Below are 23475 nucleotides of genomic sequence, written 5' to 3' on the forward strand. Positions count from 1 at the left end.
TGTCCGTGCCGGCCGCGCCCTCGGTGCCTCCGACCTCGAGCTCTTCCGTCGGGTGATCGTGCCGGCCACGGTGCCGCAGGTGTTCGTCGCCGTCCGGGTCGCACTCGGTGTCTCGTGGGCGACCCTGGTCGCCGCCGAGCTCATCGCGGCGCGCCGCGGCCTCGGCGCCTCGATCCAGCGCTCGGCCAGCTTCTTCCGCACCGAGGAGGTGTACGCCGGGATCCTGCTCATCGGGATCTGCGCGTTGCTCATGGACGTCGGGGTCCGGCTCGTCCAGGCCCGGGCGGTCAGCTGGCAGGAGCGGGTGGTCCGATGACGCGCGACGCAGGCACCAACCAGCGAGTCTCCTTCGACGACGTACACGTCGGCTTCGGTCGCGGCGGCAAGCGCGTCGAGGTCATCGACGGGGTCTCCTTCGACGTGGGGGCCGGCGAGTTCGTGAGCGTCCTGGGGCCCTCGGGCTGCGGCAAGTCGACGTTGCTCAACATGGCTGCGGGCTTCCTGGCTCCCGACGCCGGCGAGGTCCGGTTCGACGGGGAGCGCGTCACCCGGCCCGACAGCCGCCGCGGCGTGGTCTTCCAGCAGTACGCGATCTTCCCGTGGCTCACCGTGGAGAAGAACATCGCCTTCGGGCTCACCCTCAAGCGCAACCGGCGCCCCCGGGGGGAGGTCGAGGCCAGCGTGCGGCGCTACATCGAGCTGATGGGGCTGGAGGGCTTCGAGAAGGCCCTGCCCAAGCAGCTGTCGGGTGGCATGCGGCAGCGCGTGGCCCTGGCGCGGGCCTACGCGACCGACCCCGACGTGCTGCTCCTCGACGAGCCGTTCGCGGCGCTCGACGCACAGACCCGCGAGTTCATGCAGGAGCTCCTCCACGAGGCCAGCCAGGCCGAGCGGCGCGCCGCGATGCTCATCACCCACTCCGTCGAGGAGGCGATCTACCTCTCCAGCCGGATCGTCGTCCTGGGCAACCGCCCGACCACGGTCCACGAGGTCCTCGACGTGGACGTCCCCTGGCCGCGCTCACCCGAGTCGCGGCTCCAACCCGAGTTCCTCGAGCTGCGTGGGCACCTCGAGGGCGTCATGCGCTCCCTGTCGGGGAGCGCCTTGCGAAAGGCACACCGATGAGATCTCTCCGCAGGCCACTGCGCACCCTGACCACCGGGCTGGCCGTCGGCCTCGCCCTCACCCTCGTCTCGGCCTGCGGTGCCCTCGACGAGGGCGGCGACACCGCGGCCTCCGGCGCCGAGGACGGGACGACCGTCCGGGTCGGCTACCTGCACACCATCGCCGTCGACGACAAGCTGTGGCTCGGCCAGATCGGCGGACAGTGGGCCGACCACGGTCTCAACCTGGAGACCACCGAGTTCGCCACCGGCATCGAGCTGAGCCAGGCCCTCGCCGGCGGCAGCCTCGACGTGGCCATCATGGGTGGCGTCACGTCCAACTTCCCGGCGCAGGGCGAGGGCCAGATCTTCRTGGTCAACTCGATCGAGAACGCCACTGCCCGCCTCTTCGCCGCTCCGGACAGCGGCATCGAGAGCGCCGCCGACCTCGAGGGCAGGACGGTCGTCACCACCGAGGGCACCACCGCCGACATCTTCCTGCACCGTGCGCTGACCGCGGCAAAGGTGGACCGCGCGGATGTCGACGTCGTCAACGCCAAGATGCCCGACGCCGTCCAGGCCTTCGTGGGCGGCTCGGCCGACGCCATCGCCCTGTGGGTGCCGTTCGACCTGCGGGTGAAGGAGGCGCTCCCGGACGCCACCGAGATCGACGACGCCGGCAACTACCCCGACGCCGCGGTCGCCGACGGCTGGATCGCCAACAACGACTGGTACGCCGACAACGAGGACACCGTCCGCACGATCATCGACGCGTGGCTCGACGTCAACGACGCCTTCCGCGACGACCCCGAGGGCTCGCTGGAGAAGGTGCAGGCCGAGGCCTACGACGGCGCGGCGACGATCGAGGACCTGACCTACCAGGTCGAGAACCAGACGGACCAGACCAACGAGGAGTGGCTGGCGGCCTACGAGGACGGCACCGTCCTCGACGTCGTGGGCACCGCCGAGCAGGCCTACGTGGACCTCGGCGGGGTCCCGGACTACGTCGAGCCGTCGGAGTTCTTCGACACCTCCCTGTTCGTCGAGCAGGCGAAGGCGCACCTCGGGTGACGAGCGCGGATCGGCACGGCGTCGTCGGCGTGGTCGGCCTCGGGGCGATGGGCGGCCCGATCGCGGCCGCCCTCGCCCGGGGTCGACGCGTCGTCGTGCACGACCCGTCCCCGGAGGCCGCCGCGAGGGGAGCGGCCTCCGGGTGCGAGGTCGCCTCCTCGCTGGCCGGCCTGGGGGAGGTCGTCGACACCGTCGTGCTGTCCCTGCCCGAGGCGGGGGTCGTGGCCGACGTGCTCGAGGTCCTGCTGGGGCTCGGGTCGCCCCCGACGCTCGTGGTCGACACCTCGACCATCGGCCCCGCCGACTCGCGGGTCCACGCCGTCCGCTGCGCGGAGCGCGGCGTGGCCTACGTCGACGCGCCGGTGCTCGGGCGTCCCGCTGCCGTGGGCCGCTGGACGATCCCGGTGGGCGGGTCCACACCCGGCCACGGGCTTGACGCGCTGCTGGGCCCGGTCGCGGCGCGCGTCGTACCGGTGGGGGACGTCGGTGCGGGAGCAACGGTCAAGGTGGTCAACAACCAGATGCTGGCCGTCATCAACGCGGGCACCGCGGAGGCGCTGGCCGTGGCCACGGCCGCCGGGCTCGACCCGGGCGTGTTCGTGGACACGGTGATCGACAGCGGCGCCGCCTCGGTCAGCGGCCTGTTCCGTGACGTGGCGCCCCGCGCGGTGGCCGGGGACTACGACCCGGTGTTCTCCCTCGCCCTCATGCGCAAGGACAACGCCCTGGCCGTGGCCCTCGCCGGGGAGACCGGGGTGCCAGTGCCCGTGACCTCGGCCGCCCTGGCGCTGCACGCCCGGGGCATCGAGGCCGGGCTCGGCGACCGGGACTCGATCGCGGTGCTGGGCGTCCTGGAGGACGCGTCGGGCGTCGTCGTACGGCGTGGCGGCTGAGGGCGGTCGCCGTGTCCGTGGACGATCACCCCGTGATCTCGCGCCAGCGCCTCGCCGACCAGGTGTACGCCGTGCTGCGCGACCAGATCATGACGCGCGCGCTGGTGCCGGGCGACCACCTGAGCGTGCCTGTGCTCGCCGAGTCCCTGGGTCTGTCGCGCAGCCCGGTCCGCGAGGCCGTGCAGAGGCTGGTGGTCGAGGGACTCGCGGTCGAGGAGTTCCACCGCGGCGCCCGGGTGGCCGGTGTGGACGCGTCCGACCTGGCCGACGTCTACGCCGTGCGCGGCGTGCTCGAGGGCCTCGCCGCCCGGTTGGTGGCCGGTCGCCGCGACTCGGCGCTGCTGGCCACCCTGCGTGCCTCCGTCGCCGCTCACGGTGAGGCCATCAGGGCCGACGACGAGCAGGCGATCATCGCGGCGGACCAGGCGTTCCACCAGGCGGTGCTGGACGCCGCCGACAACGAGCACCTCACCCGGGCGCTCGGTCCGCTGCTCGGCCGGGCCCAGGTGGCCATGCTCTCCGGTGACCTGTCCCGGTGGCCACGCAAGGCGCTCGCCGAGCACCGGGTGATCCTCGCCGCCATCCGCACCGGGGACGCCGACGCCGCCGCCGCGGCCGCGTCCGCCCACGTGCGCGCGGTCCTCACCCGTCACCAGGACCTCGGCTGAGCCGTGGGGATCACCTCACGACGTCGAAGCGCGACATCATCCCGTGGTCCTCGTGGTCGAGCATGTGGCAGTGGATCATGAACGAGCCGGTGTAGTCGGTGAACCGTGCGGCGACCTCCACCACCTCTCCCGGGTCGAGCTTCCAGGTGTCCTCCAGCCCCCGCTCCCACGGGGGCGGACGCTTCCCGTCGCGCAGCAGGGTGCGCCACTGCTCGGCGTGGATGTGCACGTAGTGGGTCACGTCGCTGGTGTTGCGCAGCCGCCACCGCTCCACGGTGCCCAGGGTGGCCCGGTGATCCATCCGGTCGGGGTCGAAGGAACGGCCGTTGATCGTCCAGGCGCTGCCGGTGCGCGGGTTGCCGGTGAGGTCGAAGGTCCAGGTCTTGCTCACCCGCCGTGGGGCCCGGACGAGCTCGGGGGAGGGCAGCTCGGCGGGCAGCACCGAGCGGTCCTTCGCGCTGCCCTGGACCCGGAACTGCATCAGTGGCGCCGTGCGGCTCCCCGTCCCCGTGGCGCCGTCGGTGCGCGACACCGACCGGAGGACCACGCTCGACCCCTCCTCGCCGTGGAAGTCGACCAGGACGTCGGCCCGCTGGGCGGGGCCCAGCAGCAGCCCCGTGCGGGCGACGGGCCGCGGGAGAAGGCCGTTGCCGGTACCGATCTGGATGAGGGGGCGCCCGTCCGAGAGGGCGAAGGTGTACGCCGACGCGCTCGACGCGTTGAGCAGTCGCAGCCGGTAGCGGGTGGCGGTGACGTCGAGGTGGGGGAGGTAGCGGCCGTTGACCAGCACGTGGGTGCCGGTCGTCGCGTCGTTGGGAGGGGCGTGCTCGCCGGTGAAGCGCATCTCGCCGTGGTGGTGCACCATCTGCGGGCCCGCCGCGAAGGGGTTGGTCAGCTGGTTGCCCTCGTCGAACGAGCGGTCCGCCACCATCAGCGGCACGTCGTGCGAGGCCGTCGGTAGGCGCAACGACCGGCTGGTGGCGTCCTTGATGACGAACATCCCCTGGAGGCCGCGCCAGTTGTTGCGCGCGGTGTGGTCCATCCGGTGGTCGTGGTACCAGAAGAACGAGCTGGGCTCGGGCGCGCCGCCGTACGTCAGGGGGTAGCGGTAGGTGCGGGACCCACCGCGGTGGATCAGGAACCGGGTCGGCTGGCCGTCGTCCTTCGCGGCGTGGTGGTCGCCGTGGAGGTGGACCGACATGGCACCGGCGCCCCGCGGCAGGTCGTTGACGAAGGTGACCCTGGTGTCACGACCGGCCGGTCGCCTGATCGTGGGACCGGGCCAGGTGCCCGCGTACGTCCACATGCGGGTGGGGGGTCCCGTGGGCAGGGTGCGGACACCTGCCTCGCGCATCCGCAGGCGGATGTGCGACCCGGTGAGCACGGACGGGACGACCAGGGGCTGGTCGAACTCCGGCTCCGCCGCGGTCGTGCCGCCTCCGGCGCGGTCGACGACGAGCGTGCCCCGCATGTTCGGGTGGAACCGGCAGTAGAACTCGTAGCTGCCGGACGCGAGGGCGTCGGCCGCCGGGATCGCCACCGTGGTGCCGTGCAGGACCTTGACGTCGAACAGCGGCGCCCCGGCCGCGTCGAGGGCAACCGAGGTGATCGTGTGGTCGTAGGTGTCGAGGTTGGTGACGCTGAGGGTGCCGTCGCCGACCACGGTCACCGTGGGCGTGGAGAAGCCCTGGTTGGCACCGCCCCGCTCGATGAGGATGGTGACGGACGTGCCGCCCACGGCGGCCTCCGCCGGGGGTGGGGACGTCGGTGCCGCACCCAGGGCGGCCGCCCAGGCCAGGGCGAGGGCCAGCGGGCCGACGAGCCAGCGGGTGCGTCGTGACCGACGTCCGGTGCTCGCCACCTGCGTCCTCACGCGCGTCCTCTCCCGCGTCCACTCACCCTGCCAGTGAACGCACGTCTTCCCGGCCCGGTCATCCCCGACACTGGGGACATCCGCGACTCGGCGACGATGCCGACGGATGACCTTGGGCAGTGTGCAACTCCACTCTCCACACCCAAGGAGTCGCTCATGGAGTTGATCAGGTCAGCACGCACGGGGGTCGCCGTGGCGTGCATCTCCACGCTCGTGGCGGCACCCCTCCTGGTGCCCACGACGTCGACGGCCGCCCCGGCGCGTGCCGAGGCGGCCATGCAGTCCATCACCATCAAGGTCGCCAAGAAGGCGATCAACGTCCGCGGCGCCCGTGGCCTCGACGCCGGCCGGGTCAAGGTCAGTGTGCAGGGCAAGGGCGTGGCCGAGGTCGTGATGTTCGACCGGGGCTACGACTACGGCGACTTCAGCAAGGACCTCGCCAAGTTCGACAAGGGCGACCTCAAGGCGTTGAAGCACGCCTTGGCGCACTCACAGATCCTCGGCGGCATCCAGCCCGGCGGCACCGGGACGATGGTCCTGCCCAAGGCCGGCGAGTACACCGTCTTCTCGTTCTCGTCGCGAGGTCACGCCGAGTTCACGGCGGGAGCCACGAAGCAGACCAAGGCGCCGGCGGTGGACGGCAAGATCATCGGCCGGACCGGCCCGAAGTGGGGCGGCTCGAGCAGCCTGCCGGCCAAGGGCACCTTCGCCTTCAAGAACGCCGACAAGACCACACCCCACTTCGTCGTCCTCCAGCAGGTGGTCGAGGGCACGACGACCGACCAGGTGCTCACTGCGCTGCAGAGCGAGGAGCAGGGCCCGCCTCCGGACTTCATCCTGCCGGCGGGCCTGGAGACCGGGTCCTTGAGCCCGGGACGGAGCATGACCGTCGACTACAAGCTGCCCCCGGGGCAGTACGTGGTGATGTGCTTCTTCCCCGACCCCAACATGGGCGGCATGCCGCACGCGCTCATGGGCATGCTCAAGATGATCCACCTGGGGTGACCCGACCCCAGGACGCAGCGCCCGTGCCCCGACGCGTTCGGCACGGGCGCTGCGTCCCTGTGCATCCCCAGAACGAGGGTGTCTGCTGCATGTCGACGTCGATCGACGACAACCCGTGCCAGCGTGAGAAGGCTCGGAGGGCCGGCGAAGGTCGACCTCCCACGACTCAGCCAAGGAGGGACGACATGCGGATCAACCTGCTCGTCCGCACTGCCACCGCCGGTGTGTGCGCGACTGCTCTCGTGGCCGCACCCCTCCTGGTGCCCACGACGTCGACGGCGGCCACGCCGCGTGCTGGGGCTCCCATGCAGTCCCTCACCATCAACGTCGCCCGGAAGGCGATCACCGTCCAGGGTGCTCGGGGACTGCACGCCGGCCGGATCGAGGTCGAGGTCACCGGACGGGGTGTCGCGGAGATCGTGAGGTTCGCGCGCGGCTACGACCTCGCCGAGTTCATGCGGGATGTCCGGATCTCCGACCAGGCGGGCAACATGAAGGCGCTCCGGCGCGCCATCTCCCGCACGACGTTCCTCGGGGGCTTCGAGCCGGGGGGCCGGGGCACGGTGGTGCTCCCGAGGGCCGGCGACTACACGGTCTTCTCCTTCAGCTCGCGCGGTCACGCCGACCTCAGGGCGGCAGCCAGGAGGCAGACCAGGACGCCCGACACGGACGGCAGGATCATCGGCCGCACCGGCCCGACGTGGGGAGGGTCCAGCCAGCTCCCGGCCAGGGGGACGTTCACGTTCAAGAACGGCGACTCGACGGTGCCGCACTTCGTCGTGCTCAGCCAGGTCGCCGAGGGCACGACCACCGATCAGGTACTGACGTCCCTGCAGAGCCAGGAGCCGCCCCCGCCCTTCTTCCTCGAGGGAAGCCTGGAGACCGCATCGCTCAGTCCGGGTCACACCATGACGGTGGACTACGACCTGCCGCCGGGGCAGTACGTGGTCATGTGCTTCTTCCCCGACCCGAGCATGGGCGGCATGCCCCACGCGCTCATGGGCATGCTCAAGATGATCCACCTGGGCTGATCCACCTGGGCTGATTCACGTGGGGTGATCGGTCCACGTGCGCGGGAAGTGTGCCCTGTGGTCTGCGCGACCGCATCCCCAAAACGGCGGTTCTTCCTGCAGGGAGGTCGCATCGGTGACGAGCCGTGCCAGCGTGGAAATGCTCGGGACGGGCCGGCGGACGTCGACCTCACTCACGCAGCTACGGAGGGAAAAGATGCGGATCAACCTGCTCGTGCCCACTGCCATCGCCGGTGTGTGCGCCACTGCTCTCGTGGCGCCGGCGCTGACGTCGGCGGCAAGTGCCCAGCCGGCCGAGCTCGCCAGGGCGGCCACCCCCAAGATCACCGCCAAGGTGACCAAGCAAGGTGTGTCGCTCAAGGGCGTCAAGGGCCTGCACGCCGGACGCGCCAAGATCGTGGTCAAGGGCAAGGGCAACGCGACCGTCACGTTCGGGAGCCTGAAGTCGGGCTACACCATGGACCAGTTCCTCAAGGACGTGCGGGGCTTCAACACCAACGACCTGAAGGCGATCAAGCGTGTCTACGCCAAGGTGGATGCCCTCGGGGGCCTCGCGCCGGGAGACACCGGGACGATCGTCTTCCCGCACCCGGGGGAGTACTTCGCCATCCTGGTGGCCGGGCGGACCTCCAAGCCCACCATGTTCCACGTGGGGTCGAAGAAGCAGACGAAGACGCCGCACGTCGACGGGAAGATCGTCGCCACGGACGGTCCCGGGTGGAGCGGCAGCACCACTCTGCCGGCCCAGGGCACCTTGATGTTCAAGAGCGCCGCCACCTCACCGGTGCTGCACTTCCTGTCGATGCAGCAGGTCAAGGAGGGGACCACTGTGGAGCAGGTGCTCGAGACGTTCCAGGGGCCCGAGGGCTCCGGGCCACCCGACTGGGCGCTGCAGGCCTCGATGGACACGGACGTGATCTCGCCCCACCGCGCCATGACGGTCGACTACGACCTGCCGGCCGGTCAGTACGTCGTGCTGTGCTTCATGCCGGACCCGAAGATGCACGGGATGCCGCACGCGCTCATGGGCATGATCGAGATGATCCACCTGACGTGACCTGAAGTCGGCGGTCGTCGACCGCACTCCACCCAACCGAGGAGGGAAACATGCGGATCAACCTGCTCGTGCGCACGGTCATCGCCGGCGCGTGCGCAACTGCTCTCGTGGCGCCGGCACTGACGTCACCGGCGACCGCCCGACCGGCCGAGCACGCCAGGGCGGCCACCCCCACGATCACCGCGAAGGTGACCAAGCAGGGCGTCTCGCTCAAGGGCGTCAAAGGCCTGCACGCCGGRCGTGCCAAGCTCGTGGTCAAGGGGAAGGGCAACACCACGGTCTCGTTCGGAACCCTGAAGGCGGGCTACTCGATGGACGCCTTCATGAAGGACCTCGCCCTGGGGTTCGGCAAGAACAACTCCAAGGCGATCAAGCGGATCTACGCCAAGGCCGACGCCATCGGGGGCCTCGCCGCGGGCAGCACCGGCACCATCGTGTTCCCGCACCCCGGCCAGTACTTCGCGTTCACCTCCGGACAGAAGATCAGCGATCCCGTGCTCTTCCAGGTCGGGGCGAAGAGGACGACCAAGACACCGCACGTCGACGGCAAGATCGTCGCGGCGGACGGACCCGGGTGGCGCGGCAGCTCCCAGCTGCCGGCGAAGGGCACGGTGCTCTTCAAGAACGCGGCCACGACACCGGTGCTGCACTTCATGTCGATGCAGCACGTCGCCGAGGGCACGACCGTGGACCAGGTGCTCGAAGTACTGCAGAGCGACCAGGGCCCGGACCCCGACTGGGTGCTGTCCGGGTCGCTCGACACGGACGTGGTCTCGCCGCACCGCGCCATGACGGTCGACTACGACCTGCCGGCCGGTCAGTACGTCGTGCTGTGCTTCATGCCCGACCCCGACATGCACGGCATGCCGCACGCACTGATGGGGATGATCGAGATGATCCACCTGCAGTGACCTGACCGGCTGAACCGTGCGTGGCCCCACGGACCGGACGGCGGTCCGGCCCGTGGGGCACGTGGTCACTCCGACTCGTGGCGGAACCACACGGTGGCGAGCGGCGGCACCACRATGTCGGCGTACGCCGGGTGGTGGCTGCCCCCGCTGCTGCCCTCGACCGCCTGCACGGCGCCGAGGTTGCCCACGCCGGAACCGGTGTAGGCCGACGCATCCGTGTTGAGGATCTCGGTCCAGCGCCCGGTGGCCGTGAGCGGCAGCCGGTAGCCCTCGTGCGGCAGGGCCGCGAAGTTGGCCACGCACACGACGTCGGGCTCACCGGGGGAGCGGCGCACGAAGGAGAACACGTTGCGGTGGGCGTCGTTGGCGTCGAGCCACTCGAAGCCCTCCGGCGAGTTGTCCCGGCCCCAGAGGGCGCCCGAGGCGACGTACGCGGCATTCATGTCGCGCACCATCGCGTGCACCCCGGAGTGCTCCGGGTGCTCGAGCAGCCACCAGTCGAGCTCGCGGGACTCCGCCCACTCCGACTCCTGGCCGATCTCGGCACCCATGAAGAGCAGCTGCTTGCCCGGGTGCGCCCACATGAAGGCGAGGTAGGCCCGCAGGTTGGCCAGCTGCTGCCACCGGTCACCCGGCATCTTGCGCAGCAGCGACCCCTTGCCGTGCACGACCTCGTCGTGGCTGATGGGTAGCACGTAGTTCTCGGTGAAGGCGTAGACCAGCGAGAACGTCATCTGACCGTGGTGGTGGCTGCGGTAGATCGGGTCCTTGGAGGCGTAGCCCAGGGAGTCGTGCATCCAGCCCATGTTCCACTTGAAGCCGAAGCCCAGGCCCCCCTCGGAGGTCGGGCCGGTCACCCCCGGCCAGGCGGTGGACTCCTCGGCGATCGTCACGGCGCCGGGCACCCGCTTGTAGACGGTGGCGTTCATCTCCTGGAGGAACTGCACCGCCTCGAGGTTCTCCCGGCCGCCGAACTTGTTGGGGCTCCACTCGCCGTGCTCGCGCCCGTAGTCGAGGTAGAGCATCGAGGCGACGCCGTCGACGCGGAGGCCGTCTGCGTGGAACTCCTCGAGCCAGTACAGCGCGTTGGCGTAGAGGAAGTTGCGCACCTCGTGGCGACCGAAGTTGAAGATGTGGGAGCCCCACTCCTTGTGCCACCCGCGCTGCGGGTTGGGGTCCTCGTAGAGCGGGGTCCCGTCGAAGCGGGCCAGCGCCCACTCGTCGGTGGCGAAGTGGCCGGGCACCCAGTCGAGGATGACGCCGATGCCGGCCTGGTGCAGGCGATCGATGAGGCGCTTGAGCCCGTCCGGGTCGCCGAAGCGGGCGTCGGGGGCGAAGTACGACGTGACGTGGTAGCCCCACGATCCGCCGAACGGGTGCTGCATCACCGGCATCAGCTCGACGTGGGTGAAGCCCAGGTCGTCGAGGTAGGGCACGAGCGCGTCCGCGATCTCGTCCCAGGAGTAGATGTCGCCGGCCTGGCCCTGGTGCGGGTAGTGGCGGCGCCACGAGGCGAGGTGCATCTCGTAGATCGCCATCGGCTCGTCGACCGGCTGCCTGTCGGCCCGCGCGGCCAGCCAGGCCGCGTCGTTCCACTCGTGCTCCGACGCCCACACGATCGAGGCGGAGCTCGGCGGCTTCTCGGCGTAGAAGGCCATCGGGTCGGCGCGGTCGGTCCAGACGCCGTCGGCGCCGCGCAGGCGGTACTTGTACTGCGATCCGATGCCGGCCTCGGCGACCAGCACGTGCCACACGCCGGAGTCGCCCACCCGGGTCATCGGGTGCCGGGAGCCGTCCCAGCCGGCCCACTCGCCGGCGACCTGGACCTCGAGGGCGTTGGGCGCCCACACGCGGAACGTCGTGCCGTCGGGCGTGGGGTGCGCGCCGAGCACCGTCCACAGCTCCTCGTGCCGGCCCTCGTTGATCAGGTGGATGTCGAGCTCGCCGGGCTGGCTCGGGTCGGTCGCCCCGGTCTTGCTCGGGGGGTTCGTGGGAGTGTTCATGGCTGCTCCATCCTGGCCAGCGCGTCGAGCGGGATACCCACCCACGTCGGCCGGTTGCGGGCCTCGTAGACCGCCTCGTAGACGGCCTTGTCGGCCACGTACGCCGAGAGCAGGGTCTGCTCCTCGGCGGTCAGGTCGCGTCCGGCGTAGGCCGCCAGGAACGCCGTCGAGTTGCGTGCGGACCACTCGGTCGCGCGGTAGGACTGCTGGTCCTCGGTGCCTTCGGCCGGATCGGCCGCGAAGCCGGTCATCATCACCACGCGCGGGGCGTAGTCGAAGGAGCGGAGCATCCCAGCGACGTCGCGCCACGGGGAGTCGGGCAGCATCCGCTCGGCCAGCGGCTTGGCGGGCTCGCCCTCGAAGTCGACGATCTTCCAGCCCCTGACCGTGCGCAGCGTCTGGCCGAGGTGCAGGTCCCCGTGGACCTGCTGGATCCTCACCCCGTCGAGGGCGGCCAGCGCGTCGTACGTCGCCCGCAGCGAGGCTGCGTGCTCGGAGAGGCCCGGGACCACGTCCAGGGCCGCCTCCAGCCGTCCGCGCATGGCGGCGGCCAGCTCGGCCGTCTCGGCGGCCGTGCGGGTGGAGACCGGGAAGTGCATGGCCAGCGTCTCGTGGGTCTCCGCGAGGGCCGTGCCGAGCCGGGAGGCCTCGCCGGCGAAGTCCCCACCCACCTCCTCGGCGTGCAGGTCGGCCTCGGCGAAGAGGTTGCGCACGCTGGAGAGCGCCAGGTCCCAGCCGTCGGAGGCGGTCCGCAGGAACTGCTGCAGCATGGCCAGCTGGATGGTGGTGTCGGACTCGTCGTCGACCACGTCGAGCCAGCCGTAGAGGGAGGCGACGTGCTCCGAGCCGGCCCGGGTCAGCACCTCGTGGATCGAGATGTCCGGGTTGACGCCCGGGGTGACCTTGCGGAACACCTTCATCAGCGAGTCCTCGCCGAAGGCGACCGAGGAGTTGGACTGCTCGCCGCTGAAGAGCGTGGAGTGGACGGTGAGGTCCAGCTCATGACCCTCGACCCGGTGGAAGGCCAGCCGGTCACGGGTGACCCGGCCGTCGGTGACCTCGGCGAAGGCGCGCAGCCACAGGCCCATCGCCTGGCGGTCGTGGACCGCGTCGTAGACGAAGACGTGGCCGAAGTCCGGGTCGTCCCACTCGCCGACCGAGGCGTGCTCGATGCGCTCCTGGTGGTCGGTGTAGTAGGCGAGCGGCAGCTGGTAGAGCTCGGTCTCGGTGCTCCCGTCGCTGCCCGTGTAGGTCAGCTCGGCCAGCTCGATGGTGACGTGCAGGCCGGGCGGGGGATCGGGGAGCTCGCCCACCCGGCGTACGCCGGTGAGGTCCCAGTCCCGGCCCTTGCCGCCGAACCAGCGGGCGCCGCCGATGAAGTCGCGCAGGGTCTCGGTCACGGGTGACGGCCCTCCTCGACGAGGCGCATCCAGTAGAAGCCGTAGCCGCCCAGGGTGAGGAGGTAGGGCAGCTCGCCGATGCGCGGGAACGGCACGCCGCCGAGCAGCTCGACGGGGACCATGCCCTCCCAGTGGCGCAGGTCCAGCTCGACCGGCTGCGGGAAGCGCGACAGGTTGTTGATGCACAGGATGACGTCGCGGGTGCCGTCCTCGGCCACGTGCTCGCGCACGTAGGAGAGCACRCACGGGTTCGACCCGCCGAGGTCGGTGAAGGTCCCCAGCCCGAAGGCGTGGTGCCGCCGGCGGGCGTGCACCAGGCGGCGGGTCCACTGCAGAAGCGAGGATGAGTTCTCCAGCTGCGCCTCGACGTTGACCGACTGGTAGCCGTAGACGGGGTCCTGGATGGCGGGCAGGTGCAGTCGGCCCGGGGTGGCGGAGGAGAAGCCGGCGTTGCGGTCCGGGGTCCACTGCATCGGGGTGCGCACGCCGTCGCGGTCACCGAGCCAGATGTTGTCGCCCATGCCGATCTCGTCGCCGTAGTAGAGGACGGGAGAGCCCGGGAGGGAGAGGAGCAGGGCGGTGAAGAGCTCCATCCGGTTGATGTCGTTGTCGAGGAGCGGGGCCAGCCGACGGCGGATGCCGATGTTGGCCTTCATCCGCGGGTCCTTGGCGTACTCCTCCCACATGTAGTCGCGGTCCTCGTCGCTGACCATCTCGAGCGTGAGCTCGTCGTGGTTGCGCAGGAAGATGCCCCACTGGCAGTTGTCGGGGATCTCCGGCGTCTGCTCGAGGATCTCCGAGATGGGGAAGCGCGACTCGCGGCGCACGGCCATGAAGATGCGCGGCATCACGGGGAAGTGGAACGCCATGTGGCACTCGTCGCCGCCGACACTGGCGTCGCCGAAGTACTCCACGACGTCGGCCGGCCACTGGTTGGCCTCGCACAGCAGGACCCGGCCGGGGTAGTTGTCGTCGACGAAGCGGCGGCACTTCTTGAGGAAGTCGTGGGTCTCCTGGAGGTTCTCCCCGTTGGTGCCGGGTCGCTCGTAGAGGTAGGGCACGGCGTCGAGCCGGAAGCCGTCGAGGCCCATGTCGAGCCAGAAGGCCATCGCGTCCATGATCGCGTCGTGGACCTTGGGGTTGTCGAAGTTGAGGTCCGGCTGGTGGTGGAAGAACCGGTGCCAGTAGTACTGCTGGCGCACCGGGTCCCAGGTCCAGTTGGACGGCTCGGTGTCGACGAAGATGACCCGCGCGTCCTCGTACAGCTCGTCGGTGTCGGACCAGACGTAGAAGTCCCCGTAGGGGCCCTCGGGGTCCTCGCGGCTCGCCTGGAACCACGGGTGCGCGTCGCTGGTGTGGTTCATGACGAAGTCGACGATGACCCGGATCTCGCGCTTGTGGCACTCGTCGAGGAACTCGTGGAAGTCCTCGACGGTGCCGCACTCGGGGAGGATGTCGGTGTAGTCGGCGACGTCGTAGCCCCCGTCGCGCAGCGGCGAGGTGAAGAACGGCGGCACCCACAGGCAGTCGACACCCAGCCACTGCAGGTAGTCGAGCTTCTCGATGAGCCCCTTGAAGTCGCCGACGCCGTCGCCGTTGGAGTCCCGGAACGAGCGGACCATCACCTCGTAGAAGACGGCCGTCTTGAACCAGTCCGGGGTCGCAGCGGTCGTCGAGGTGTCCTCGAACTCCTCGCTGCCGGTGTGGACGGTGGGAAGGTCGGTGCTGGGATCGGTGGTGACGGGGGTGCGGTCGCCGGTGGTCGTCAACGGGGCCTCCTGACGGAGATGATGTGGGCGGGCTCGTGGCCGGGGTCGAGGCGGACGTAGTTGTTCTGGCTCCAGCTCCACTCCTCCCCGGTGATCTCGTCGTGGGCGACGAACGAGTCGTGCCAGTCCAGGCCGAGGGCGTGCATGTCGAGGTGGATCATCGTCTCGCGGGTGCCGTGCGGGTCGAGGTTGACCACCACCAGGACGACGTCGTCGTCCTGCTTCTTGGAGTAGACCAGCACCTGGTCGTCGTCGCTGGAGTGCACGGTGAGGTTGCGCAGCAGCTGCAGCGCCGGGTGTGCCCGCCGGATGTGGTTGAGCCGCGTGAGGTACGGCGCGAGCGTGCGGCCCTCGGCGTCGGCGGCGTCCCAGTCCCGGATCCGGATCTGGAACTTCTCCGAGTCGAGGTACTCCTCGCTGCCGGGCTTGACCGCCACGTGCTCGTAGAGCTCGTAGCCGGCGTACACGCCCCAGCTCGGGGAGCCGGTCGCTGCGATGGCCGCGCGGACCTTGAACGCCGCCGGGCCGCCGTACTGGAGGTAGGCGTGCAGGATGTCGGGGGTGTTGACGAAGAAGTTCGGCCGCATCAGGTGGTCGGACTCGGTGGCGAGCTCGGTGAGGTAGTCCTCGAGCTCGCGCTTGCCGGTGCGCCAGGTGAAGTACGTGTAGCTCTGGTGGTAGCCGACCGCCCCGAGTCCGTGCATCATCGCCGGGCGGGTGAACGCCTCGGACAGGAACAGGACGTCCGGGTCCGTGCGGCGCACCTCCTTGAGCAGCCACTCCCAGAAGGCCAGCGGCTTGGTGTGGGGGTTGTCCACGCGGAAGATCCGCACGCCGTGCGACATCCACAGCCGCACGATGCGCAGCACCTCGCGGCAGATGCCCGTCGGGTCGTTGTCGAAGTTGACCGGGTAGATGTCCTGGTACTTCTTCGGCGGGTTCTCGGCGTAGGCGATGGAGCCGTCGGCGCGGGTGGTGAAGAACTGCGGGTGGCTGGTGACCCAGGGGTGGTCGGGCGCGGCCTGGAGCGCGAGGTCGAGCGCGACCTCGAGTCCGAGCGCGCCGGCACGGGCCACGAAGGCGTCGAAGTCGTCGAAGTCGCCCAGCTCGGGGTGGATGGCGTCGTGGCCGCCGTCCTTGCTGCCGATCGCCCACGGGGAGCCGGTGTCCTCCGGGCCCGGGGTGAGGGTGTTGTTGGGGCCCTTGCGGTTGACCTCGCCGATCGGGTGGATCGGGGGCAGGTAGATCACGTCGAAGCCCATGTCGGCGACGGCGTCGAGCCGCTCGGCCGCCGTACGCAGGGTGCCGCTGGTGACCGCGCCCGTCTTCGGGTCCTTGGTCGCGCCCTCGGAGCGCGGGAAGAACTCGTACCAGCTGCCGTAGAGCGCGCGGGTGCGGTCGGCGTACAGCGGGTAGGGGCCCTCGGTCGAGACGAGCTCGCGCAGCGGGTGGCGGGACAGCACGCCCCACAGCTCGGGGCTCTGGAGCGCGGCGAGGCGGGCCTCGACCGGCCGTGCGGTGTCACCCGCGGCCTGGGCGGCTCCGCGGACCACCGACGTCTCGTGGGCGTCGAGGTCGCCGGCGGCGACCACGCGCTCGAGGAGCAGTCGGCCCTCGGTGAACATCAGCTCGACGTCGACGCCGGCCGGGATCTTGAGCCCGGCGTCGTGCTCCCAGGTGGCGAGCGGGTCGGACCACGCCGCGATCTCGAAGGTCCACGTCCCCTCGGTGTCGGGCGTGACCCACACGTCGTAGCGGTCGGGCACCTCGGCGTGCTTGACCATCCGCACCGGCGCGCGGCGTGCGCCCGACGGGTCGGTCAGCACCACCTCGGCGCTCAGCTGGTCGTGTCCCTCCCGGAACACGGACGCGCGGACGGGCATCGGCTCGCCGACGGTGGCCTTGGCCGCCTGCCGGCCGAGGTCGACGACGGGGGAGACGTCCATGACGGGTATGCGTCCAACCATGCGCCCCACACTTTCGAACCCGGGGGGCTCACGCAAGCCGGGGTCCGGACCGGTCGCCGCCGCCGGGCCCCCCGGACCGCCGTGGTGCGTGCCGCTCAGCGGCGTACGACGATCCGCGCGAGCGCCGATCGGGACGGTGCGAAGGCCCTGCGGTCGGCCGGCCGGAAAGCCACGCGCACCCGGTGCGTGCCGGGGGCCAGAGGTCGTGAGACCCGCAGTCTCAGGGTCAACCGGTCGACCCGGGAGCTGGCGTAGCGACGTCCGTCGACGGTCACGACCCAGCGTCCGAGGCGTTCGGCGCGGGCCCCGTCGAGCCGGAGCCGGGCGCRCAGCACCGGGGCCGGGTTGGCGCCGGTCTGCGCCGCGCGCCGGATCCGGAGCCGGATCGAGGTGCCCACCCGCGCGGGTGGGCCGGAGGTGCTGCCGCCGGCCGACGGGGTGCTCCCGGTCCCTGTCACGGTCCCTGTTCCGGTGCCTCCGGTACCTGCCCCGGTCCCGGGGTCGGTGCTCCCGCCGGTGCCCGTGTCGCCCCCCGCGGGGGTGCCGGAGGCGGTGGTGAAGACCTGCAGCTCGGCGGCGTGCACGATCGTGCCGCGGTCGGACGCGGTGGCGCAGTCGGTGTCGTTGAGCGGGTCGTCGTCCTGCTCGCCGGCGAAGTCCGGACCGCCCGTGCACTGGTTGTGCAGGGTCACCAGGCGCACGGCGGCGGCCTCGGTGTCCGGTACGTCGAAGTCGCGCATCGTCAGCGTGGGGGCGACGGGCCGCGGCTTGACGCCGGGGAAGGCGTCGGCGGGCGAGGTGTAGAACCGCGTCCAGGTGGCGTCGGCGGACCCGCAGCCGGCGGTGCAGGCCTCCAGGGCGAACTGGCGCAGCGCGGTGAAGCGGGAGCCCGAGTCGGGGTCGTCCTGGGCGAGCGGGACCGTGCTGTCGTCGGTGGGTGCCGGCGTCAGGTAGGCGCTGACGCCCACACGGCGGACGGTCTGCACGTCGCCGGCGAGGTCGACGGCGACCGAGGGGTGCGTGGTGTCGACGTTGCCCTCGGTGACGCCACCCCAGTTGGTGGCCTCGGTGCCGTCGATCAGGGCCTCGGGGTTGAGCGATCCCTCGGTCGCACCGATCACGGTCGCGCCCGCAGCGGTCGAGGCCACGTTGAGGTCGTCGGCCACCGGCACCGTGAGGGCGCCACCGCCCGCGGGGACGGTGAGGGTGAAGCGGGTGAAGCCGCGGTCGGGGGAGACCGCGAGCATGTCGTACTCCCCGGGGGTGAACGARGCCGTGGCGCCCAGGGGCGTCACCGCGTCGGTGTCGGCGACCGGGGTGGCGCGCGCCTCGTAGTCGCCCACGTAGACCCGGGCCGCACCGCTGGTCGCGAACGTGACGGCGGTGTTGCCGGTCGGGGCCGCGAAGCTCGGGACGGGCTCGTCGTCGTCCGCGGAGGCCACCGAGGCATCGACGCCCATGCCCCGACGGGCGAAGGCCCGCCACAGCACGTCCTGGTCGGCGCCGTCGAAGCGCATCCGGTCGGCTGCGAGCATCGCGTCGCGGGCGTCCAGCATGGAGGTGGCGCCCTGCTGGAGCAGGAACGAGTCGAACATCAGCTGGAGCCACCGCCGGTTGCCCGGGCAGGCCTCGGCCGCAGTCGGGCTCGCGATGCGCGTGGCCTGGGCGCAGCGCAGCTGCAGGGCCCGGTCCTCGTAGTCGAACGAGGCGTCGTACTCGTCGACGAGGGCCTGGCGGACCTCCCACATCGTGCCGTTCCAGATCTCGCCGTCCGCGTGCACCTCGGCGCCGGTGATGTCGAACCCGTAGTCGGAGTAGTTGAGGGGGTTGCGGTTGATGGCGTAGTCGCGGATCGCGGTGTAGAGGTTGCCGGTGGCGTAGGCGCCGACGGCCCAGATGTTGTTGCCGTTGCCGTAGCCGTGCTCGTGGTGGTACTCCGCGGCGACGAGGTCGCCCCACGACTCACCCATCGCGCCGCCCTGCTCGGAGGTCAGGCCCTCGTCGGGGCCGCCGACCATCCGGTTGGTGATGGCGTGGGTGTACTCGTGGCCGACGATGCCCATGTCGAGGCCGCCGTCGGTGCAGGGGGCGTAGAAGGCGCCGGCGATCGGCTGGAAGAGGTACTGGTTGGTGATGCCGGGGATGCCGTCCTGCAGGGCGATCTGGTTGGCGTTGTCGCGCCCGAGCCCGGTCGTGTAGTTGGAGCCGGTGATGGCACCCGCCTGGGCGTTGCCGACCTCCGGGTCGCCCGCGACCCCGCCACGACCGCCGTTGTCGGTCTGCAGGTTGTAGTTGTCCTCGGTGAAGCCGAGGTAGTAGCTGAAGTCGTGCATGCGGTTGTGCGCGACGAAGAGGTTGGCGACCGAGGCCTCGATGTCGTTGCCGCCGGGCTTGAGCTGGGCGGGGTTGCACCGCGAGTTGTTCCACGCGTCGGTGAACTCGGGGGTGTAGTCGCGCGTCGGCGAGACCGGCGCCTGGGCGGTCCCGCCGGGGGCCAGCGGGTCCAGCCACGCCTCGTGGGTGTTGGCGTTGTTGCCGACGGTCGTGGAGCTCGCCAGGCCGGCCGCGATCGTGTCCCAGGGGCCGAAGGCCGCCACGTTGGCGAGCGCGCCGGGCGGGGTGTCGCAGTCCTCGCCCGGGAGGGTCCAGCAGCCCACCACGCTGTTGGTGGGTGTCTCTGTCGGCGAGTCGAGCGTCGGGTTGGCGGGGAAGTAGCGCCAGCGGGGCGCGAAGCCCACCTCGTCGCCGGACGGGGCCGCGGTGTCGCTGGTGGTGACCGCGAGGGTGTACTGACCGAGCACCACCGAGGTGCCGTCGAACGGGCAGACCTGCACGGAGTAGGTGCCGGCGGGGATGGCGTCCGCGGTGTACGTCGCCACCTCGGGGCTGGTGCCGAGGTCGTAGGTGCCGAGCAGGACGTCTCCCGGACCCCGGACCGTGATCGTCACGTCGTCGGCGGGCAGTGCGACCGCGACGGCGTTGATGGAGCGGGTCAGGTCGTCGGTGAGCTCGAAGGCGTGCCGCGGACCGCAGTCGGTCGCGCTGATCGAACCGGTGAAGAGGTTGTCGTACGACGCGTTGTCGACCTGGTTGCGGCGCACGAGCACGTCGCCGGTGACCGCGTCGACGAGCGAGGTGTACGCCGACGCCGCGCCGCCCGCGACGTCGACGACGTTGGCCTCGAGGACCGGGCGCACGGTGCCGTCGGCCATCGGGAGCGCCCGGAGGCGCACCTGCTGCTCGCGGCCCAGGCCCGGGACGGTGAGGCGGGTCCAGCCGGTGGTGGACCCGACGACGTCGACGTCCGCGGCCTCGACGCGCGGAAGCCCGGCGTCGGCCGCGGCGGCGAGCCAGCCCTGGAGCGGGGTCAGCACCGCGGCCGGGACCGAGGAGGCGGTACTGCGCGCCAGCGACGACGAGACGTAGCGGACCTGGCCGCCGGCGACCCCCACGGTCACCATGCCGCCGGCGGCGGCCGGGAGACCGTCGTACTGCTGGCGGAGCAGGACGGCCCGGGCGTCGATGCCGGCGAGGTGCTGGTCGTTGACCAGGTCGAGGTCGTCGACCTGGGCGGTGGTGAGGCCGAAGGCCGCGGCGTGCTCGCGCAGCCAGGCCCGGGCGCCGGCGACGGCATCGCCGGGAGCGGCGCCGAGGGAGCCGTCGGTGGGCAGGATCGAGGCGGGGGTGCCGAGGTCGTTCCACCGCACGGTGGTGGCTCCCAGTGCCTCGACCGCCCGTCGCTGACCGGCCAGCGGGACGGCGGTACCGCGCAGGTCCCGGTCGCCGAGGGCCACGACGGGGTCGCCGAGGGTGCTGACGGCGTCGGGGTCGATCCCCGCGGCGGGCGCGGTGCTGCCGGCGGCGGGCAGCTGGGAGAGGCCACCGATCACGGTGAGCGCGAGCAGGCCGGCGAGGAGTCCGGTGCGGCGCGGGGCACGGGTGCGGGTCATGCGCCCACAACGGCGCAGTCCTGATCGGGGTTACGCGTGGTCTGGTCCGGTGCGTGCCGGGGGAGTCCTGGGATGGTTCTTGGATCGATCAAAGAAATGCCCTACGGTCGGGTCCGTGCGAGCGATCCGACGATTCACCGTCCGTCCTGTCCTGCCMGAGCCGCTGGCCGGCCTGGCCACCCTGGCCGGCAACCTGCGCTGGTCGTGGCACCCGGAGACGCAGGACGTCTTCCGGGCGATCGACGAGAAGCTGTGGGCCGGCGTCAACCACGACCCGGTGCGCCTGCTCGGCGCCGTGGGCCGCGACCGCCTCGACGAGCTGGCCGGCGACCCCGCCTTCCTCGAGCGGCTGCGGGTGGCCACCGAGTCGCTCGACCGCTACCTCAACGGCGACCGCTGGTACCAGCGCAAGTACCCCGAGGGGGCTGTCGGGGGGCACCCGGAGGGCGAAGCCCCCCGTGCGGTCGCCTACTTCTCGCCGGAGTACGGCATCACCGCCGTCCTGCCGCAGTACTCCGGTGGTCTGGGCATCCTCGCCGGCGACCACCTCAAGGCCTCCTCCGACCTCGGCATCCCGGTCGTCGGTGTCGGCCTGTTCTACCGGCACGGCTACTTCAAGCAGTCGCTGTCCCGTGAGGGCTGGCAGCAGGAGACCTACCCGGTCCTCGATCCCGACGAGCTGCCGCTGACGCTGCTGCGCGAGACCGACGGCACCCGGGCGATCGTGTCGATCGACCTGCCCGGCGGCCAGCCGCTGCTGGCGCGCGTCTTCGTCGCACACGTCGGTCGCGTCCCGCTGCTGCTGCTCGACTCCGACATCGAGGAGAACCCGCAGCACTACCGCGACGTCACCGACCGCCTGTACGGCGGCAACTCGGAGCACCGCCTGCGCCAGGAGCTGCTCCTCGGTGTGGGTGGCGTGCGCGCGCTGCGCGTCTACTCCCGCATCACCGGCGCCCCGGCGCCCGAGGTCTTCCACACCAACGAGGGCCACGCGGGCTTCCTCGGCATCGAGCGGATCCGCGAGCTCACCGTCGGAGAGGGCGGCCCCGGCCTCGACTTCGACACCGCGCTCGAGGTCTCCCGCGCCGGCACGGTCTTCACCACCCACACCCCGGTGCCCGCGGGCATCGACCGCTTCCCGCGCGAGCTGGTCCACCAGTACTTCGGCGGCGAGGCGTCCCCGACGCCCGGAGTGCCCGCGGACCGGGTGCTGGCGCTCGGCGCGGAGGACTACGACAGCGGCGACGCCGCGGTCTTCAACATGGCCGTCATGGGCTTCCGCCTCGCCCAGCGCGCCAATGGCGTCTCCCGGCTGCACGGCCACGTGTCGCGTGGCATGTTCAACGGACTGTGGCCGGCCTTCGACGAGGCCGAGGTCCCGATCGGGTCGGTCACCAATGGCGTCCACGGCCCCACCTGGATCGCCCGCGAGGTCTTCGAGCTCGCCGCCGAGCTCGGCGCCGACGTCGACAGTGACGACACCGACGCCCTGTGGCCGCTGGTGGACCGCATCGACGGCAAGCGCCTGTGGGACCTCAAGCGCACCCTGCGCGGTCGCCTCGTCGACGACGCCCGCGTGCGGCTGGCCAAGTCGTCGGCCAAGCGGGGGCTGGCCCCGGCCGAGCTCGGCTGGATCGAGACGGCCCTGGACCCCGACGTGCTGACGATCGGGTTCGCGCGCCGCGTGCCGTCGTACAAGCGACTCACCCTGATGCTGCGCGACCCCGCGCGCCTCAAGCGGCTGCTGCTCGACCCCGAGCGCCCGGTGCAGCTGGTCATCGCCGGCAAGTCCCACCCCGCCGACGACGGCGGCAAGAAGCTCATCCAGGAGATGGTCCGCTTCGCCGACGACCCCGAGGTCCGGCACCGCATCGTCTTCCTGCCCAACTACGACATCGCGATGGCGCAGCCGCTCTACCCCGGCTGCGACGTGTGGCTCAACAACCCGCTGCGCCCCTACGAGGCGTGCGGCACCTCCGGCATGAAGGCCGCGCTCAACGGCGGTCTCAACCTGTCGATCCTCGACGGCTGGTGGGACGAGTGGTACGACGGCAACAACGGCTGGGCGATCCCGTCGGCCGACGGTGTCGACGACCCCGACCGTCGTGACGACCTCGAGGCCACCGCGCTCTACGACCTGATCGAGAACGAGGTCGCCCCGCGCTTCTACGACGTCGACGAGCAGGGCGTGCCCACGCGCTGGCTCGAGATGGTGCRCCACACCCTGAAGTCCCTCGGCCCCAAGGTGCTCGCCACCCGCCAGGTGCGTGACTACGTCCGCGAGCTGTACGCCCCGGCGGCCCACACCTCCCGCGCCCTCAACTCCGACTACACCGGCGCCCGCGAGCTCGCGCAGTGGAAGCAGCACGTGCGCGGCGCGTGGGGCTCGGTCCGGGTCGAGCACGTGGAGTCCGACGGGGTCGGCGACGCGGCCGAGGTCGGCGCCACGCTGGCCGTCCGGGCCTACGTCGCGCTGGGCGACCTGTCGGCCGACGACGTCGAGGTGCAGGTCGTCCACGGCCGTCCCGGCGCCGACGACGACCTGCTCGACCAGGTGGCCACGCCGATGCACGTGTCGGAGTCCTACGAGGGCAACCGGCACCGCTTCGACGCCTCCGTGCGCCTCGACCGCTCGGGCCCGTTCGGCTACACGGTGCGGGTCCTGCCGCGCAACGAGTCGCTGGCCTCGGTCGCCGAGCTGGGGCTGGTCTCCGCGCCCGGCTGACGGGATACTGCCCACCGGGCTGCACAAGGACGGTCAAGCGCCGGCA

General features: G+C 71.3%; 16 protein-coding genes. 10 read left to right on the forward strand and 6 right to left on the reverse strand.

Annotated features, from left to right (window positions below; genetic code table 11):
• The 5 genes from AC1DQF_RS09905 to AC1DQF_RS09925 all read left to right on the forward strand — a co-directional run.
• Nucleotides 1-316: ABC transporter permease (locus AC1DQF_RS09905; RefSeq protein ID WP_477525060.1), on the forward strand; the 316-nt coding region annotated here is incomplete at its 5' end.
• On the forward strand, nt 313-1125 hold the full coding sequence (locus AC1DQF_RS09910; RefSeq protein ID WP_477525061.1) for an ABC transporter ATP-binding protein: 813 nt from the start codon (nt 313-315) through the stop codon (nt 1123-1125). The genes AC1DQF_RS09905 and AC1DQF_RS09910, both read left to right, overlap by 4 nt.
• Nucleotides 1122-2174, forward strand: a complete 1053-nt coding sequence (locus AC1DQF_RS09915) for an ABC transporter substrate-binding protein (protein ID WP_477525062.1) — start codon at nt 1122-1124, stop codon at nt 2172-2174. The genes AC1DQF_RS09910 and AC1DQF_RS09915 overlap by 4 nt, the downstream gene beginning before the upstream one ends.
• Nucleotides 2171-3067 (forward strand): NAD(P)-dependent oxidoreductase, encoded by an 897-nt coding sequence (locus AC1DQF_RS09920; RefSeq protein ID WP_477525063.1) that lies wholly within the window; start codon nt 2171-2173, stop codon nt 3065-3067. The genes AC1DQF_RS09915 and AC1DQF_RS09920 overlap by 4 nt, the downstream gene beginning before the upstream one ends.
• 32 nt (nt 3068-3099) lie before the next feature.
• Nucleotides 3100-3735, forward strand: a complete 636-nt coding sequence (locus tag AC1DQF_RS09925; protein WP_477525064.1) for a GntR family transcriptional regulator — start codon at nt 3100-3102, stop codon at nt 3733-3735.
• Nucleotides 3736-3745: 10 nt separating this feature from the next.
• On the opposite strand, the gene AC1DQF_RS09930 is transcribed toward AC1DQF_RS09925, so the two are convergent.
• Entirely contained in the window at nt 3746-5608 is a 1863-nt protein-coding gene (locus AC1DQF_RS09930) for a multicopper oxidase domain-containing protein (RefSeq protein WP_477525065.1), read from the reverse strand.
• A gap of 156 nt (nt 5609-5764) precedes the next feature.
• On the opposite strand from AC1DQF_RS09930, the gene AC1DQF_RS09935 reads away from it, so the two are divergent.
• From AC1DQF_RS09935 to AC1DQF_RS09950, 4 genes are all read left to right on the forward strand, one after another.
• Entirely contained in the window at nt 5765-6613 is an 849-nt protein-coding gene (locus AC1DQF_RS09935) for a hypothetical protein (protein WP_477525066.1), read from the forward strand.
• A gap of 185 nt (nt 6614-6798) precedes the next feature.
• A complete protein-coding gene (locus AC1DQF_RS09940) occupies nt 6799-7644 on the forward strand; it encodes a hypothetical protein (RefSeq protein WP_477525067.1) in 846 nt (281 codons plus the stop codon).
• A 196-nt stretch (nt 7645-7840) separates the two neighbouring features.
• Entirely contained in the window at nt 7841-8701 is an 861-nt protein-coding gene (locus tag AC1DQF_RS09945; RefSeq protein WP_477525068.1) for a hypothetical protein, read from the forward strand.
• A gap of 50 nt (nt 8702-8751) precedes the next feature.
• Nucleotides 8752-9612 carry a hypothetical protein gene (locus AC1DQF_RS09950; protein ID WP_477525069.1) on the forward strand — a complete coding sequence of 287 codons (861 nt, stop codon included), beginning with the start codon at nt 8752-8754 and terminating at the stop codon, nt 9610-9612.
• Nucleotides 9613-9677: 65 nt separating this feature from the next.
• On the opposite strand, the gene glgB is transcribed toward AC1DQF_RS09950, so the two are convergent.
• The 5 genes from glgB to AC1DQF_RS09975 all read right to left on the reverse strand — a co-directional run bounded on the left by glgB (nt 9678) and on the right by AC1DQF_RS09975 (nt 20701).
• Nucleotides 9678-11615: a 1,4-alpha-glucan branching protein GlgB gene (gene glgB, locus AC1DQF_RS09955; protein ID WP_477525070.1), complete on the reverse strand. Its 1938-nt coding sequence runs from the start codon at nt 11613-11615 to the stop codon at nt 9678-9680.
• Nucleotides 11612-13015, reverse strand: coding sequence for a maltokinase N-terminal cap-like domain-containing protein (locus AC1DQF_RS09960; protein ID WP_477525071.1), 1404 nt, complete (start codon nt 13013-13015; stop codon nt 11612-11614). Before AC1DQF_RS09960 ends, glgB begins: the two co-directional genes overlap by 4 nt.
• On the reverse strand, nt 13012-14784 hold the full coding sequence (treS, locus tag AC1DQF_RS09965; protein ID WP_477525072.1) for a maltose alpha-D-glucosyltransferase: 1773 nt from the start codon (nt 14782-14784) through the stop codon (nt 13012-13014). Before treS ends, AC1DQF_RS09960 begins: the two co-directional genes overlap by 4 nt.
• On the reverse strand, nt 14781-16751 hold the full coding sequence (locus tag AC1DQF_RS09970) for an alpha-1,4-glucan--maltose-1-phosphate maltosyltransferase (RefSeq protein WP_477525073.1): 1971 nt from the start codon (nt 16749-16751) through the stop codon (nt 14781-14783). Before AC1DQF_RS09970 ends, treS begins: the two co-directional genes overlap by 4 nt.
• Before the next feature lie 95 nt (nt 16752-16846).
• Nucleotides 16847-20701, reverse strand: coding sequence for a M36 family metallopeptidase (locus AC1DQF_RS09975; RefSeq protein ID WP_477525074.1), 3855 nt, complete (start codon nt 20699-20701; stop codon nt 16847-16849).
• Between the two features lie 115 nt (nt 20702-20816).
• Here AC1DQF_RS09975 and glgP point away from each other — a divergent pair, with 115 nt between their 5' ends.
• Nucleotides 20817-23429, forward strand: coding sequence for an alpha-glucan family phosphorylase (gene glgP, locus AC1DQF_RS09980; protein ID WP_477525075.1), 2613 nt, complete (start codon nt 20817-20819; stop codon nt 23427-23429).
• Nucleotides 23430-23475 lie beyond the last annotated feature (46 nt).

This window comes from Nocardioides sp. P4_G4 (assembly GCF_056401085.1).

What these genes read in the sequence shown, in the direction of transcription:
- AC1DQF_RS09970 (WP_477525073.1), bottom strand. Translation starts at nt 16,751, where the DNA reads ATGGTTGGACGCATACCCGTCATGGACGTCTCCCCCGTCGTCGACCTC.
- AC1DQF_RS09935 (WP_477525066.1), top strand. Translation starts at nt 5,765, where the DNA reads ATGGAGTTGATCAGGTCAGCACGCACGGGGGTCGCCGTGGCGTGCATC.
- AC1DQF_RS09910 (WP_477525061.1), top strand. Translation starts at nt 313, where the DNA reads ATGACGCGCGACGCAGGCACCAACCAGCGAGTCTCCTTCGACGACGTA.
- AC1DQF_RS09940 (WP_477525067.1), top strand. Translation starts at nt 6,799, where the DNA reads ATGCGGATCAACCTGCTCGTCCGCACTGCCACCGCCGGTGTGTGCGCG.
- AC1DQF_RS09945 (WP_477525068.1), top strand. Translation starts at nt 7,841, where the DNA reads ATGCGGATCAACCTGCTCGTGCCCACTGCCATCGCCGGTGTGTGCGCC.